The 15,300-nt window shown below is 72.9% G+C and carries 15 protein-coding genes and 1 tRNA gene; 5 read left to right on the forward strand and 11 right to left on the reverse strand.

Translation table 11 applies throughout. From position 1 onward, the window contains the following. Positions 1–68: 68 nt before the first annotated feature. Both ACTMS0_RS02570 and ACTMS0_RS02575 read right to left on the reverse strand, forming a co-directional pair. Positions 69–506 (reverse strand): VOC family protein, encoded by a 438-nt coding sequence (locus tag ACTMS0_RS02570; RefSeq protein ID WP_441153445.1) that lies wholly within the window; start codon positions 504–506, stop codon positions 69–71. A gap of 1 nt (position 507) precedes the next feature. Next, a complete protein-coding gene (locus ACTMS0_RS02575) occupies positions 508–1,092 on the reverse strand; it encodes a DinB family protein (RefSeq protein WP_441153446.1) in 585 nt (194 codons plus the stop codon). Between the two features lie 61 nt (positions 1,093–1,153). Between ACTMS0_RS02575 and ACTMS0_RS02580 the strand changes: the two genes are divergently transcribed. Continuing rightward, positions 1,154–2,128 (forward strand): helix-turn-helix transcriptional regulator, encoded by a 975-nt coding sequence (locus ACTMS0_RS02580; protein ID WP_441153447.1) that lies wholly within the window; start codon positions 1,154–1,156, stop codon positions 2,126–2,128. A gap of 276 nt (positions 2,129–2,404) precedes the next feature. Here ACTMS0_RS02580 and ACTMS0_RS02585 read toward each other — a convergent pair whose 3' ends face one another. Beyond that, positions 2,405–2,734, reverse strand: coding sequence for a hypothetical protein (locus ACTMS0_RS02585; protein ID WP_441153448.1), 330 nt, complete (start codon positions 2,732–2,734; stop codon positions 2,405–2,407). A gap of 487 nt (positions 2,735–3,221) precedes the next feature. Here ACTMS0_RS02585 and ACTMS0_RS02590 point away from each other — a divergent pair, with 487 nt between their 5' ends. Both ACTMS0_RS02590 and ACTMS0_RS02595 read left to right on the forward strand, forming a co-directional pair. Further along, on the forward strand, positions 3,222–3,629 hold the full coding sequence (locus ACTMS0_RS02590) for a hypothetical protein (RefSeq protein WP_441153449.1): 408 nt from the start codon (positions 3,222–3,224) through the stop codon (positions 3,627–3,629). A gap of 208 nt (positions 3,630–3,837) precedes the next feature. Beyond that, positions 3,838–4,473: a hypothetical protein gene (locus ACTMS0_RS02595; RefSeq protein WP_441153450.1), complete on the forward strand. Its 636-nt coding sequence runs from the start codon at positions 3,838–3,840 to the stop codon at positions 4,471–4,473. Positions 4,474–4,885: 412 nt separating this feature from the next. Here the strand turns inward: ACTMS0_RS02595 and ACTMS0_RS02600 are convergent. Beyond that, positions 4,886–4,959, reverse strand: a tRNA-Thr gene (locus ACTMS0_RS02600). Between the two features lie 134 nt (positions 4,960–5,093). Here ACTMS0_RS02600 and ACTMS0_RS02605 point away from each other — a divergent pair. Beyond that, positions 5,094–6,878: a metallophosphoesterase family protein gene (locus ACTMS0_RS02605; protein ID WP_441153451.1), complete on the forward strand. Its 1,785-nt coding sequence runs from the start codon at positions 5,094–5,096 to the stop codon at positions 6,876–6,878. A 95-nt stretch (positions 6,879–6,973) separates the two neighbouring features. Here ACTMS0_RS02605 and ACTMS0_RS02610 read toward each other — a convergent pair whose 3' ends face one another. From ACTMS0_RS02610 to tmk, 6 genes are all read right to left on the reverse strand, one after another. Further along, the gene (locus tag ACTMS0_RS02610; protein ID WP_441153452.1) at positions 6,974–7,810 is read right to left on the reverse strand and encodes a PSP1 domain-containing protein; all 837 of its coding nucleotides are present in this window, start codon (positions 7,808–7,810) and stop codon (positions 6,974–6,976) included. A gap of 310 nt (positions 7,811–8,120) precedes the next feature. Next, the gene (locus tag ACTMS0_RS02615) at positions 8,121–8,798 is read right to left on the reverse strand and encodes a hypothetical protein (protein ID WP_441153453.1); all 678 of its coding nucleotides are present in this window, start codon (positions 8,796–8,798) and stop codon (positions 8,121–8,123) included. Beyond that, positions 8,798–9,103, reverse strand: coding sequence for a hypothetical protein (locus ACTMS0_RS02620; protein ID WP_441153454.1), 306 nt, complete (start codon positions 9,101–9,103; stop codon positions 8,798–8,800). Before ACTMS0_RS02620 ends, ACTMS0_RS02615 begins: the two co-directional genes overlap by 1 nt. A gap of 1 nt (position 9,104) precedes the next feature. Beyond that, positions 9,105–9,434 carry a YbaB/EbfC family nucleoid-associated protein gene (locus ACTMS0_RS02625; protein WP_441153455.1) on the reverse strand — a complete coding sequence of 110 codons (330 nt, stop codon included), beginning with the start codon at positions 9,432–9,434 and terminating at the stop codon, positions 9,105–9,107. A gap of 129 nt (positions 9,435–9,563) precedes the next feature. Next, positions 9,564–10,835, reverse strand: coding sequence for a DNA polymerase III subunit delta' (locus tag ACTMS0_RS02630; RefSeq protein WP_441153456.1), 1,272 nt, complete (start codon positions 10,833–10,835; stop codon positions 9,564–9,566). Next, positions 10,835–12,934 (reverse strand): dTMP kinase, encoded by a 2,100-nt coding sequence (gene tmk, locus ACTMS0_RS02635; RefSeq protein WP_441153986.1) that lies wholly within the window; start codon positions 12,932–12,934, stop codon positions 10,835–10,837. The genes ACTMS0_RS02630 and tmk overlap by 1 nt, the downstream gene beginning before the upstream one ends. A gap of 312 nt (positions 12,935–13,246) precedes the next feature. On the opposite strand from tmk, the gene ACTMS0_RS02640 reads away from it, so the two are divergent. Next, on the forward strand, positions 13,247–14,473 hold the full coding sequence (locus ACTMS0_RS02640) for an alanine racemase (protein WP_441153457.1): 1,227 nt from the start codon (positions 13,247–13,249) through the stop codon (positions 14,471–14,473). A gap of 82 nt (positions 14,474–14,555) precedes the next feature. Here ACTMS0_RS02640 and ACTMS0_RS02645 read toward each other — a convergent pair whose 3' ends face one another. Further along, positions 14,556–15,149: a TetR family transcriptional regulator gene (locus ACTMS0_RS02645; protein ID WP_441153987.1), complete on the reverse strand. Its 594-nt coding sequence runs from the start codon at positions 15,147–15,149 to the stop codon at positions 14,556–14,558. Positions 15,150–15,300: the final 151 nt, after the last annotated feature.

Raw genomic sequence — 15,300 nt, forward strand, 5'->3', positions numbered from 1 at the left:
CGGTCCGGAGCGGACGCCCTCACTCCTGCCCGACGACGCTGATGTCGCCGGCCCCGCCGTACGGCCGATCAGTCGAGGCAGAACTCGTTGCCCTCGGGGTCGGCCATCACGATGTGGCCGGCGCCGAGCGGGGGAGCGGGCTCGTGGCGTCGAAGCCGGGTGGCGCCGTGGGAGACGAGCCGCTCGGCCTCCGCCTCCAGGGCCGCCATCCGCGCGTCGCCCTCGAGCCCGGGGGCGGCTCGCACGTCGAGGTGCACCCGGTTCTTGGTCTGCTTGCGCTCCGGCACCCGCTGGAAGAACAGCCGCGGCCCGGACCCCTCGGGGTCGACCACCGCCGAGGCGTCGTTGCGGTTCTCGGGTGGCACGCCCATCGCCTCCAGCGCCTGCTCCCACGACTCGAAGCCCCCGGGCGGGTCCTGCAACCGATAGCCGAGGGCCTCGGCCCAGAACGCCGCCAACCCGGCCGGGTCGGCGCAGTCGAAGGTGATCTGAACGTCGCGGGCCATCTCAGCTCGCCTCCCGTCGGGTCTGCTGGTAAGTGTGCAGGTGGAGGTCGCGGAGCAGGCACACCTCGGCCAGATGGTGGATCAGCTCGCGGTTGATGTGCAGCACCAGCGCTGCCAGAGGACGCTCGGCGTGCGGTCCCTCCGCCTCCCCGCATGGGCGGGCGAGGCCGGTCTCGCCGAGGGACTCGACCCCGGCCAGCCAGGTGGCGTACTCCGTGTCGAGCTGGGCCAGCGCCGCGGCCGCGGTCGGGGCGTACTCGAACGACTGGTAGTCGGTGGGCGCGCGACCGAAGTGCGCGGCGTTGCGCACCGCGAGCACGCCGACGATCACGTGCCCGAGTCGCCAGGCGATCGTCGTGAACGGTGGCGGGTCGGGCTCCGGCATCGCGAAGTCGATGGTCATCGCGCCGGACCCGGCCTGCACCGGTGTGGCGCCGGTGCCACGCGGGCGCACGCTCCAGCAGCCCGGCACCGGCTCCCAGAAGTACTCGTCGTCGGTGAGCCCGTCGAGGCGATCGCGCAGCTGGTTGGTCCACTGCCACGCGAGCTGCTCTCGGAGCAGGGGGTTCCAGGTCTGGTCGGTCATGGTTTAACCCTCCCGCAGATAGCGGACAGGATCGTTCCGTGATCTGTGGAACGATGAGCGCGTGACCGTCGAGGCGACGACCGAGCGGGTGCTGCGGTTGCTGGCGCTGCTGCAGCGGCGGCCGTCCTGGACCGCAGCCGAGCTCGCCGCCGAGCTGGGGGTCACCGACCGCTCGGTGCGCCGCGACGTGGAGCGGCTGCGCGCGGTCGGCTACCCCGTGCACGCAACTGCGGGCGTCGGCGGCGGCTACCAGCTCGGCGCGGGCACCCGGCTGCCGCCGCTGCTCCTCGACGACGAGGAGGCGATCGCGACGGCGGTTTCCCTGCGGCTGGCGTCGGGCGGCACGGTCGCCGGGGCGGGCGAGGCGGCACTGCGGGCGCTCGCGAAGCTCGACCAGGTGATGCCGTCCCGCCTGCGTGCCGAGGTGCGGGCGGTGCACGGCGCCACCGAGACCCTTGTCGGCCCCGGGGTCGAGATCGACGCGGAGCTGCTGGTGACGCTCGCGCGGGCCTGTCGCGACGCCGTACGGGTGCGGTTCCGGTACGCCGGCCGCGACGGCGGGGAGCGCGAGCGCACGGTCGAGCCGGTGCGGATGGTCACCACCGGCCGCCGCTGGTACCTGATGGCCCGGGACGTCGACCGCGACGACTGGCGCACCTTCCGGCTGGACCGGATGCGCGAGGTGGTGGCGACGACCTGGCGTTTCCGGGCGAGGGAGCATCCGGACCCGGTCGCCTACGTGCAGCGGTCCGTGACGGAGGCGCCGTACCGGTATCTCGCCCGGGTGCGGGTGCACGCCCGGCCCGACCGGGTGCGGGAGCTGGTGCCGCCCCAGGTGGGGCGTGTCGAGGACGATCGCGACGGGTGGTGCGTGCTCGTCGTCGGCGGGGAGAACCTGGACTGGCTCGCCATGCACGTGGCGCGGCTGGGCTTCGAGACGGAGGTGCTGGAACCTCCGGAGCTGCGGGAGGCCGCCGCCCTGCTCGCCCGCCGCCTCGCGGCGATGGCCGGGACCGTGGGTCGTAACCCGAGATGATCGAGGGATATCACCTCGAGAAACGGCGAAGCCCAGGTCGCTGACCTGGGCTTCTGCACCGAGCCGCCTGACGGAATCGAACCGTCGACCTACGCATTACGAGATCAAGTTGCCTACCTACGCCTACCTGGCCTCTACCGGCCTGACGTGCGGAAATGCCTCTCGACATCTCTCAGCGCCGGTGGTCGCGGTCCGGCCTCTTGAGGACTAGATGAGGACTGACCCAGCCATGCCGTGTGGGCTGCCCCGCGCCGGTCCGGTGCTGCACTCGCTCCGCTACCTACCGGGCCTAACTGGTGCTATCACGTCCCGCCACAGCACCTTCATCAAGGCCCTGTGCCGATTGGTGCCGCCACGTGGCATGAGCCGACGGGCGTACAGGGTTAGCAGGCCAGCCCATACCGCGACCACCCCAGCAAGCACCGTCCCGATCGCAACGACGAACGGGATGAACACCAGCGGCGGCTTCAGGGACCACAGGGCCACCACGGCGACGCCAACGCCCCACATGAGTAGCCCGAGAGGCAGACAGCGGTACCCGATGACAAGCAGTCGGTACGCCGGAGTCGCCCGGATTCGGTCGACCGCCTCCTCGGCTTCTGTCATGTCTGTCGCTCCTCAGGGCCACGGCACCGGATCATCGTGGCAGGCAGCACCAAACGTGCCAACGGAACCGGTCGACACACGGGTTAGGAAGTGTGGATACGGCCGGAAGTCGAACGGCGGTGACCTGGCTTGACCTGCGTCGCTATGCCGGCGGCCACGTCCAGGAACTGACCGCCGTTGCCCCTTGGCTCCCGTGCCAACGGGCATGCAACGGGCACGGCCGAAGCACCAGCAGAACCCCGTCTGGGGCGGGCAGCGCCGCGCGTATGCGGGTTGTAGCGTGCGCTGTCATGACGTTGACGTCGGTGCTCGGTCCCACGCGGAGGCCCCTGTGACGCGCCGTCGACGGCTCCTGGTCGCCGCGGCGCTGGCTGTCGCACTGTGCGCCGGGTATCTGTCGGCCACCACCGGCCATCGCCTCGATCATGGCAGGTCGTGGTGGCACGGGCCTGATGCGGAGTCCCGCACGGAAGGGCCGAGGACGGAGGTGCGGTTCGCCTTCAATCCCGGAGGCCAGGCCACGTTCGGCGCGTCCATCCGCAATCCCGGTCCGTGGCCGGTGACGATCACCGGCATTGCGGGCGATGGCGGTCCGGCGGATAAGCACGTGTTCAAGATTGACCGCCTGGCGGTACACCCTGCCGATGAGGCCACCGGCGTCGTGTTCGACCCGGCTGCGGCGGCACCGTTCCGCTCGATCAGGGTGGCGGCGGGCATGGAGCTGCCGGTCTTCGTCACGATCACGATCCCGGACGTGGAGATGGCTCCCGGATCAGGGCTCTTCTTCGATGATCTCGCGGTCGACTACGAAGTGCTCGGCCTGCCTCGTCACCAGCGGGTGCCGATGGGCTTCCGCTTGTTGGTTCACTCTGCAAACGGCTATGTCCCGCGCTGACCGCCGAGCGCCGGGAGTGGCCTTGGGATTAGAAGAAGATTGCGGAAGGCTGGTCAGGTAGCTGCACGCCTGATCAGCCCGTCCGCCGTTGTCGGACAGGGTCGGTGTTGGCGGGCGGTCTTGGCTGTACGGATGGCTGTACGGTCGGCCCCAACTATCAGCTTGGACGACCCCGGAGATCTGGTGATCGCGTGGTTCACTGTCGCGCATGACGTGGCGAAAGACCGGGCCGGTGGTGGCAGTCATCTTGGCGGTGGTAGCCGTCGTTGGTTGGCGCTGGTGGCATAACCACCCGCCGTACGGTCCGGAAACGCTGGCCATCAAGTCCTCACTCACGTTCGTCAGCCACGAGGAGGCTCAGGCTGCGCTCGGCGAGAACGTGCCCGCGCCGGTGTCCAACGGACGCGACCAACTAGTGCTCGGCCAAGTTTCTTGGCAGACCCCGCCCAAGCCACTCGATGGCGGTTACTTCGCGATCTTCCTCATTGACAAGCGCACCAACCGCAAGGCGGGAAGCTTCAGCGCGTCTTCGCCACGGCCGGACGCCATCAGCGCCGGGAGCGCCGGAGTGGAGAACAAGATCCCCGAGCGCTATCCCTGGCTAAAGGGCGCAGGCGACATCAAAGTTGGGGACACCTGGTGGACCCACGGCTCCAGACTGGCCGTGTTCGACGGGGACGCTTCACCGCTAACGTTCGTCGCGCCCTTCCGGTATCTGGAGGGGGCGCAACGGGAAGCGGCCAGGGGAGCCACTGCACCGGTTGCGATATCGGACCTGCTCCTGGCCCTGGTCTACATGGGGTCCGATGGGCAGGTGTACTGGGCGCAGCGGCTCCAAGGCTAGGTAGCGGATCTCCTCGTCGGGCAGTCGCCAGGACCGTCCAGCCTCCCCGGACGGGGACAAGGTGGAGCGCCTCACCAGCCGAACGACCTTGGCCCCGTCCGGGGAGGCTGGTAGCCCTTGTGGTGCCGGCGAGGTGATCCGCGGCGGCATCTCTGAGGAGGGTCGGGGTTCGGGGCGGAGCCCCGAGGTCTTCAAAGGGCTGCGTCCGTCAGTGTGCCGGCCGGCCCGGCCGATGCCGGCCGGAGGTCGCCAGCAGGCCGGGGCCGGGCCGGCGCGGCCCGCTTGCGGGCCGCCTTGACGAGGCGGTTGCGGCACGGGACAAGGACTATTCAAGGACTCGACGGGCCAGCGGCGACGTGATCGACCTTGAGAAACGGCGAAGCCCAGGCCGTTGACCTGGGCTTCTGTTCCGAGCCGCCTGACGGAATCGAACCGTCGACCTACGCATTACGAGTGCGTCGCTCTAGCCGACTGAGCTAAGGCGGCAACGAGCGTAAAGTGTACGCCACCCCTCCGGGACCGCCGAACGGGATCCCTGCCACACCCCCGACCCGGACACGCGGCGCGTTCGGACGTCCACCGGACAGCGCCGCACGCCGACCCGCACTACGCTCCGGCGGATGACGGACGATCACCCCTCTGGATCGCCGGACGACCAGACCGCGCCGCACGGACCCGCAGCCGCCCCGTCACCCGACGGCCCGCACGCCAGCGAGGCGGCCGGTGGTCGGCCCGCGCGCCGGCCGGCCAGCACCGACCCGCTCGAGCTGGGCTTCACCCCGCGCAGGCCGGTGCCGTGGCTCGCGCCGTTCCTGCTGATCAGCACCGGCATCCGTACGCTGCTGGCGATGCTCTTCGGGGCGTACCTGGACAAGCGTGAGTTGCAGAACGCCCTCGACGCGAAGATCGCCAAGCAGGTCGGGCCGGACGGCGGGCTGTGGCTGGACTACGTCGCCGACCTGGGCGACGGCTTCAACGCCACGTACTCGGTCGCGTACCTGCTCGCCCAGCGTGAGCTGGTCGTGGACGGGCACCGCCTGCCCCGCGCGCAGACCCTCGTGATGGGCGGCGACCAGGTCTACCCGTCGGCGGCCTTCGAGGCGTACGAGGACCGGTGCAAGGGCCCGTACCAGGCGGCGCTGCCGGTGACCCCGCCCGAGCGGCCGACGCTGTTCGCGGTCCCCGGCAACCACGACTGGTACGACGGCCTCACCGCCTTCCTGCGCCTGTTCGTCCGGTCCCGGGACCGGCACTTCGGCGGCTGGGGCACCGGGCAGTCCCGGTCGTACTTCGCAGTCGAACTGCCGGCCGACTGGTGGCTGCTCGGCCTCGACGACCAGTCCGGTTCGTACCTGGACGACCCGCAGCTCACGTACTTCGACGCGGTGGCGGAGCGGCTGGGGCCGGAGAGCCGGGTGATCCTGGCCGTGCCGGCGCCAACGTGGGTCAAGGCCGTCGACCACCCCACGGCGTACGACTCGATCGACTACTTCATCCGCACCATCGTCGCGCCGACGGGGGCGCAGGTGCGGCTGCTCATCTCCGGCGACATGCACCACTACGCCCGGTACGCCGGCCCGGATCGTCAGCTCATCACCTGCGGCAGCGGTGGCGCGTACCTGTATCCCACCCACAAGCTGCCGGAGCGGATCGAGGTCCCGCCGCGGGACACCCTGGCCCGCCGGGCGAGCGCTTCGCAGACGTACGAGTTGGCGGCCCGCTACCCGGGCGGGGCGCGGTCCCGGCGGTACGCCTGGGGCATCTTCCCCCGGCTGCCGCTGCGCAACCCGGGCTTCACCACACTGCTCGGCACCCTGCACACGCTGCTGATGCTGGCGATGGCCGGCGTCGCCACGAATCGTGGCGGGACCGAGCAGCGGCTGTTCAGCGTGCCGCTGGTGGCGATGCTGCTGGTGGCGCTGCTCGGAGCGGCGTTCTTCGCCAAGCCCCCCAGCGCCGGCGGCAAGCGGCACGTCCGGCACTGGATCCTCGGCGTGGGACATGGTGTGGCCCACCTCGGGCTGGCGGCGGCCGGCACGTGGGCGTGGCTGGCGCTGCCGTTGCACGACTGGCCCTGGCCGCTACCGGCGGTGGCCGCCGTGGTGCTGTACGGCCCGGTGAGCGGCCTGGTGGCGAGCCAACTGGTGGCCGCGTACCTGCTGGTGGCCGGCGCGTTCGGGGTCAACGTCAACGAACTCTTCGCCGGCCAGGGCATCGAGGACTCGAAGGCCTTCCTCCGCCTCCACATCACCCCGGAGGGCACGCTGACGATCTACGCGATCGGCGTCGACCGGGTGGCCCGCGACTGGCAGATCAACCCCGACCAGTCCCCCGAATCCTCCTGGCTCACCCCGAGTTCTCCCCTAACCCCCCGCCTGGCCGAACCCCCGATCGTCCTCACTTGACACCACACCGCGTTGATCATGAGGTTAGCGGCGAAGTTGATCGCGACAACTGCCGCTAACCTCATGATCAACGGGGTTCAGCAGGGGCGGGCTGGTCAGGAGTTGTAGTGGGCGTCGTGGGCCTGGCGGGGGGCGCAGACCGAGGCGCGGCTGCAGGAGCAGCGGGAGCCGTCGGCGTCCATGCGGACCGTCACCGCGTCGCGGGGGACGCTGTGGCCGACCACCCGGCCCTCCCCCTCCGGGGTGCTCACCCGGGCGCCGATTGCCGGGGCGGACTCCTGGAAGCGCTGGTAGAGCGGGTGTTCGTACTTCAGGCAGCACATCAGCCGGCCGCACGCACCGGAGATGCGCAGCGGGTTGAGCGGCAGGTCCTGGTCCTTGGCCATCCGGATGGTCACCGGCTCGAAGTCGGTGAGGAACGTGGCGCAGCACAGGTCCCGACCGCAGGAGCCGATGCCGCCCTGCACGCGGGCGGAGTCGCGGGCGGAGAGCTGGCGCAACTCGACCCGGCAGTGCAGGGTCGCGCCGAGGTCCCGGACCAGCGACCGGAAGTCCACCCGGTGCGGGGCGGTGAAGTAGATCGTGCTGCGCTCGCCGCCCTCCCCGCCGCCGAGCACATAGTCCACGGCGACCACCTTCATCGGTAGGCCGTGCTCCCGGATCAGGCGCTTCGCGGCAACCTTGGCCTCGGCCTTGCGCCGGCGCAGCGCCTCGTCCCGGCGCAGGTCCTCCTCCTTCGCCAGCCCGGCCAGCTTCGGGAACCCGTCGGTGTCGTCGGACACCCACTGGGCGGCCCAGACGCACTCGGCCACCTCGGGCCCGTCGTCGGTCGGCACCAGCACCTTGTCGCCGACCTGCGGGCGGAGGTCGCCCGGATCCAGGTAGTAGAGGCGCCCGTACCGGTGGAAACTGACCGCGCACAGCATGCCCATGCCCTCACCCTACGTCGCCCGGACCGTCCCGGCCCGGCGGGCGTCGCAGGACGATTACACCGTGCAGCCATCCATGTCGATCGAATCGGCCGACCCACGGGCCGTCCCGCCGGGCCGATGATCCTCGCCCGGACGGCTGATTCCGCCGCAAGCGGCGGGACAAACGCCGACCGGGGGCGTTGAGTGGAGACAGACCTGCGGGGGGTGCAGGGGGAAGGCCACGGCGTCGGCGCCGGGAGCCGGAGACCGGCTCGCGAGCGCGACGCCGTGCGCCATGTCGAGGCACCGTCAGGGTCGAGGCCGCAGGGTTTCACCAGCCCACCCGGGTCGTGGCGTCGTAGCGGGGGCGGCCGCTGACCGGTGCCCGCCACCGGGACTCGGCCAGGCTCGGCCCCCACTGCCGCAGGAGCGTCTCCGCACCGTCGTACGCGACGCAGAGCACCGCGAGCACCCGCGCGGCGATCTCGGCGGCCTCCATCCCGGCCGAGACGCGCGGGGCGGACACGGCGAGCGGCACCGACGTCGCGGCGACGACAGCCACCGCCTCGGTCGACCGCAGCACGTCGGCCAGGGCCCGGGCGAGCGCCAGGCGACTGCCCTCCACCCAGTCGGCGAGGGCGTCGGCGTACCCGGCGGTCGACTCCAGCCGCCCCACCAGGCTCTCCGGTCCCTCGTCGAGGTGGTGCAGCAGCGCCGCGCGGGACTCGCCGTACGCGCTGGCGGCGGCGCCGGACCAGAGCACCGGGTCGGTGAGCGCGGCGGAGACCTCGTCGTACGCCGGGACGAGCCGGCGCACCGACCGGCCGGCGCCGGCCAGCGGCGCGGGGTGCAGGTCCAGGAAGCTGCGGACGGCCTCGCCGGGGAGCACCTGCATGCGGCGCAGAAGCGGCCAGACCCGGTGCCCCTCCGGCGCGCCGGCGGCGAGCAGCGTGTCGACGCGGCGCAGCAGGTCGAGGCCGGGCTCGGCGAGCCGGTCCAGCGGATCCATCACGCCTCCCCGGCGAGCCGGCGGCCGGCGGCCCGGTCGACGTCGGCGTACCGGTCGGCGGCGTCCCGGACGGCAGACGCGGCGGCGGCGAAGCGCAGGGCGGCGGCGTGGGCCTCGCGGGCCCGGTCACCGGTGGCGGCCGTCCACTGCCGGTGCAGGGCCCGCCCGATCTCGCCGGGCCGGCCCGCCGCGTCGCCGCCGAAGGCGACCTGCGCCGGATCGCCGGCGGTGACCGCGCGGGACAGGCCGGCCAGCGTCTCGCTCGCCGCGTCCAGCCGGGCGGCGAGGGCGCGCAGCGCGTCCATCTCAGGCCCCCGCGAGCGGACGGTAGGCGGCGAACGTCTCGTTGTGCAGCTTCTCCCGGGCCCACTGCGCGGCGTCGGCGGCCGCGGTGACCGCGGCCTGGACGGAACCGGCGACGTCGCGCGGGTGGCGGTTGTGCAGCGGGCCGAGGAAACGCACGTCGGTGATCCGCCCGCCGGCGGTGACCACCACCTCGACCAGCCCGTCCGGCGAGCGGACGGTGACCTCGACCGTCGTGACCGCCTGGTCGAACTCGGCCTGGAGGGACTCGACGCGGCGGTAGCGCCGCACCGCCTCCTCGATCCAGGCCTCGTCGATCTCCCCCCGCGGCATCCGCGCTCCTCCCGGACGGACCTCACTCAGCGTGGCGTCATGGTCACCGTGCATGGCACACCGGACCGTACCGCACAGCAATCGCGCCTGTCGATGCCCGTGGACCGCCGATCCGGCGGCTGGGATTCGTCAGCCCTTCCAGAGGGCGAGCATCATCGCCTCGACGGCGATGCGGGGCTTCACGTTCGCCTCGATCGCCGCGCGGCAGGCCAGCACGGCCTCCAGGCGGCGCAGTGCGCCCTCGGCGTCCCACTTCCGCGCTCCGGCCTCGGCGAGGGGCGCGGTGTCGGTGTGCACGGGCGCGACGGAGGCCCGCAGCGCCATGGTGAGCGCGTCCCGGTAGAAGCCGGCCAGGTCGACCAGGGCCCGGTCCAGCGCGTCCCGCTGTGCCCGGGTGGCCCGGGACTTCTGCCGCTTCTCCAGCTCCTTGAGCTGCCCGGCGGCACCCCGGATCGCGCCGGCCGCGCCCCGGCCGGTGCCGCCCGCGCCGAGCGCGGTCTCCAGCGCGGCCCGCTCGGTCGCGTCCGTCTCCGCCACCGACGCCTCGGCCTCCGCCTCGGCCGCCTCGATCAGCGCCGAGGCCGCGTCGAAGGCGGCGCCCACCCCGGTCAGCCGGCGGGGCACCGCCAGCACCGCGTCCCGGCGCTTGCGCGCCTCCGGGTCGCGGGCCAGTCGCCGGGCCCGCCCGACGTGCCCCTGCGCGGCCGCCGCGGCCCACCGCGCCACGTCGGGCGCGATCCCGTCCCGCCGGGCCAGCACCTCGGCCACCGCGTCGGGCGGCGGCTGCCGCAGTGGTACGAGACGGCAGCGCGACCGGATCGTCACGGAGATGTCGTCCGGGTGCGTGGACGGGGCGCAGAGCAGGAAGACGGTGCGCGGCGGGGGTTCCTCGATGGCCTTGAGCAGCGCGTTGCCGGCCGCCTCGGTGAGCCGGTCCGCGTCCTCGATGACCACCACCTGCCATCGCCCGCCGGACGGGGTGCTGGCGGCGCGCAGCACGAGGGCCCGCATCTCGCCGACGCCGATGGAGAGCCCCTCCGGCACCACCAGCCGGACGTCGGCGTGGGTGCCGGCCAGCGTCGTGTGGCAGCCGGGGCAGACGCCGCAGCCGGTGCCGTGCACACACTGCAACGCGGCGGCGAAGGCCCGCGCGGCGACCGAGCGGCCGGAGCCGGGCGGCCCGGTGAAGATCCAGGCGTGTGTCATGCCCGCCCCGGGGTCGCCCGGCGCCACGCCACCCGCGCCGGGCGCCACGCCGGTGTCGACAGTCTCCAGGGCGGCCAGTTCGTCCTCGCCCGGCCGGTGCGCGGCGCGCAGCACGGCGGCGGCCGCCGCGGCGGCCCGGCGCAGTGTGTCGACCGCCTCGTCCTGGCCGACCAGGTCGGCGAAGACGTCCGGCATCAGGTCCGGTGTTCCATCGTCACCAGCTCCGTGTCGGATAACTCCGGCTGCACCGAGGTGTCCGGGCCGTGTGCGGGGCGCGGGTGCACGATGCCGCCCGGCGCTCCCAGCATCTCGTCGATCCGCCGGGCCACCGCCTCGGCGATCTCCTTGGCCGGGCGGGAGGCGTCCAGCACCAGGTAGCGCTTCGGGTCGGTGGCGGCGAGGTCGAGGAACGCGTACCGGACCCGCTCGTGGAAGCTCACCGACTCCGCCTCCAGGTGGTCGCGGTCCTCGCCGCGGCTGGCCACCCGGGACAGGCCGGTGCGCGGGTCGACGTCGAGGAGCACCACCAGGTCGGGCTTGAGCCCGCCGGTGGCCCAGGAGGAGAGCCAGGAGACCTCGTCGACCGGAAGCGTCCGCCCCGCACCCTGGTACGCGAGCGACGAGTCGACGTAGCGGTCGCTGATCACGACGGCGCCCCGGGCCAGTGCCGGCCGGACCACGGTGGCCACGTGGTGGGCCCGGTCGGCGGCGTAGAGCAGCGCCTCGGCGCGCGGCGACGGCACGTCGGAGCCGGGCTGGCCGAGCAGGAGGGACCGGATCCGCTCGCCGACCGGGGTGGCGCCGGGCTCGCGGGTCACCACCACGTCGCGTCCCCGGTCACGCAGCCGGTCGGCGAGCAGGGCGAGCTGGGTGGACTTGCCGGCCCCCTCGCCGCCCTCGAACACCACGAACAGCCCGGTGGAGACGAACGGCTCGGCCGGCATCAGCGGGCGCCCGCGTACCGAGCCCCACAGGTCGGCCAGGACCGGGACGCCCTTCTTGTCGTCCATCTGCCCGAACGCGCTGATCCCGGCGAAGATGCCGGCGGCGCCGGCGACGAGCAGCAGCAGCCGGGTCGACGAGATCGAGAACTCGGCGCCCGCGACGTCGAGGGTGCGGGAGCCGCCCAGACCGGCGAGGAGACTGCCCAGCGCGATGGCGAGGATCAGCACCAGCCGGGTGCCGATCTGCACGACGGCGAACACCCGGCCGCGAACCTCGTCGGCGATCTCGCCGCCGAGGAGGGTGACGCCGGAGAGGAAGGCCATGCCGGCTCCCGCGCCGACCAGGATCGCGCCGACCATCGCCATGGACAGGTGGATGGCGAAGGCCAGCGTCATCACCGCCGCGCTGGCCAGCACGATGCTCATGCCGAACCAGCGGCGGCGGGACATGTCCTTGACGATCATCGGCCCGAGGCCGATGCCGACCGCCAGACCGATGAAGATGGCACCGAAGAGCAGGAAGAAGGCCGCGTCACCGGCGTTCAGCGAGGTGGCGAAGAACTGGGCGGTGCCGATCACGATGCCGCCGCCGGCGAAGGCGCCGAAGATGCCGAGCACCAGGCCCCGGACCAGCGGGGTCTTGCCGATGTACCGCCAGCCCTCGGTGAACTGGCGGAGCACGCTCTGCTCGGTGCGCTCCCGCTCGCCAGCCTGCCCCTGGCTGATCTCGCGGATGCCGAACGCGACGACCAGGGCGGTCGCCAGCCGGGAGAACGCGTTGATCCAGAGCGCGAGCTGGGCCGGCTCCGCCCAGGACGGAAGGTCGCCGCCGGTGATGGTCCGCACGCTGCGGTCCAGCACCGCCGCGGCGACCGCGGCGAGCACCGGCGTGATGCCGTACGTGGTGATGAGGGTGAGCTGGTTGGCGGCCTCGAGTCGCGCCCGGGGGATCAGGTTGGGGACCGCGGCCTCCTTGGCCGGGATCCAGAGCAGGGTGACCGACTCGATCAGGAAGGTGGCGACCGCCGCCCAGCCGACCACCACCGGGCCGCTCGCCCCGAGCAGCGCGACCAGCGGGATCGAGGCGAACAGGAGGAACCGCAGCACGTCGCAGATGACCATCGTCCACCGTCGGTCGAACCGGTCGGCGAGCACGCCGGCGATCGGCCCGAGCACGAGGGCGGGCAGCAGGCGGACGGCGATCACGCCGCCGAAGGCGGCACCCTTCGCGGTGCTCCCCTCCACCTGGGCGGCGGCGAAGACGGACGTGGCGAGCAGGCCGAACCAGTCGCCGAACGAGGCGGCGCCGAGCACGACCCAGAGCCGCCGGAACGGGCGGATGCGCAGCACCGAGCGGATCGCGGCGTAGCCCGAGTGGTCGGGCTGCGCGGCGGCCTTGGCTCCGGACGTGGACGGGCCCGGCTGTGCTCCGGACGGCGACACGCCGGGCGACTCGCCGTTCTGCTGGCTTTCGATGGCCGTACCTCCACGTGGCGGCCCATCGCTGGGCGGTCCCGGTGCAACACTCTAGACCCGGCGGGGACCCTCCCCGCCGCGACATTCCCCTGCTCGCCGAGCCTAGGCCGCCGCGACCACCCATCGCAGCCCGGACAGACGCGAGGGTATTTCGCATTGACCCCCTGGACGGTTAGCGTGCACCACGTGGCCACCGACAGGCACGACCTTCGCGGTCGACTCGACCGGGCAACCGCGCACCTCGACCCGCCGTACGCGGTCGTCGACCTCGCGGCGTTCGACGCGAACGCCGCCGCGCTCGCCGATCTCGCCGCCGGTAAGAGCCCGACAGTCTCCAAACCGGTCCGCGTCGCCAGCAAGTCCGTCCGCAGCCGGGACCTGATCTCCCGGGCCCTGGCCACCCCCGGCTGGCGGGGCGTGATGGCGTTCACCCTGCCCGAGGCGCTCTGGCTGGTCCGCTCCGGCGTGACCGACGACGCGCTGGTGGCGTACCCCACGGCCGACCGGACCGCGCTCGCCGAACTGGCCGGCGACCCGGCGCTCGCCGCCGCGGTGACGCTGATGGTCGACGGCTCCGACCAGCTCGACCTGGTGGACTCGGTGTCCGCGCCCGACCGGCGGCCCGAGCTGCGGGTCTGCCTCGACCTGGACGCGTCGTGGCGACCGCTGCGCGGGCGGGTGCACGTCGGCGTCCGCCGCTCACCGGTGCACAGCGCCCGGGCGGCCGGCGCGCTCGCCGCCACCGTCGCCGCCCGCCCCGGCTTCCGGCTGGTCGGGCTCATGGCGTACGAGGCGCAGATCGCCGGCCTGGGCGACGCGCCGCCGGGGCGGGCGGTGCTCGGCGCGGCGATCCGGCTGGCCCAGCGCGGGTCGTACCGTGAGCTGCTGGCCCGCCGGGGCGCGGCGGTGGCCGCCGTCCGTGAACACGCCGACCTGGAGTTCGTCAACGGCGGTGGCACCGGCAGCGTGGCCGCCACCAGCGCCGATCCCGCGGTCACCGAGGTGACCGCGGGATCGGGCCTGTACGGGCCGACACTGTTCGACGCCTACCGGGCCTGGCGCCCCACCCCGGCGGCGTTCTTCGCCTGCGCGGTGGTCCGCCGCCCGGCCCCCGGCTACGCCACCGTGCTCGGCGGCGGCTGGATCGCCTCCGGTCCCGCCGAGCGCAGCCGGCTCCCCCGGCCGGTCCTGCCGGCCGGGCTGGAGCTCGTCGGCACCGAGGGGGCCGGCGAGGTCCAGACCCCGCTGACCGGCACGGCCGCCGGGACGTTGCGGGTCGGCGACCGGGTGTGGTTCCGGCATGCCAAGGCCGGCGAGCTCGCCGAGCACGTCAACGAGCTGCACCTGGTCGACGGCGACACCGTGGTGGCGACCGTCCCGACGTACCGCGGCGAGGGCCGGGCGTTCCTCTGAGCCGCGACGCGACCGGGCCTGAGCTGGTCGCGCCGCCGCCGACCGGGCCGATTGCGGGCGGTCCGGGCAGGTCGGACGGCGGTCAGGCCGGCTGCGCCACCTCAGCCGGCTGGTTCGCGCCCTCCCGGGCGTCGACCTGGCGGTGCAGGTACTCCCGGATGAGCGCCTTGGCCTCGGCCAGCACCCGGGCGTCGCCCTCCGGCTGCCGACGGAACGCCAGCTTGATGAGCGCGTCGGAGGCCTCGACCGCGATCTCCAGGTGGAACCGGAGGTCCGGTACGTCGGTCAGCCCGAAGCGTTCGCCGAGCACGCGGGCGAGCTGGTCCGCGATCACCCCGTTGTTGTCCCGCTGCTCATCGAGCAGGTGCAGGTCGACCACGTCGCCGAAGTGCAGGGTACGGAAGCCCGGGACAGTACGGTGCATCGAGATGTACTCGTCGATTGCCGCGTCGACCCCGTCCCACCAGTGGGTCAGGTCGTCCGAGGCGAACCTCTCGTCGAGCCGCTGGAGGTAGGACTCCATCGTGCGCAGGGTCAGCGCCTGCACGATCGCCCGCTTGTCCGGAAAGAACTGGTAGACCGACCCGATCGCCACCTCGGCACGCTCGGCGAGCAGAGTCGTGGTCAGCCCCTCGTACCCCACCTCGTCGACGAGCTCGGCACAGGCGTCCAGCATCCGCTGGACCCGCGCGACACTTCGACCCTGCACCGGTACGCGGCGCAGCGGCCCGGTCGTGGCGGCTGGTGTGGACACTCGGCGCCACCCCCCTTCGACGGTTGAAATATCTGCACGTCACGAGTCCGTGACTACCGGTACAACGAGCGGA

Origin of the sequence: Micromonospora sp. H33 (genome assembly GCF_052068455.1) — a bacterium.
Classification (GTDB): domain Bacteria; phylum Actinomycetota; class Actinomycetes; order Mycobacteriales; family Micromonosporaceae; genus Micromonospora.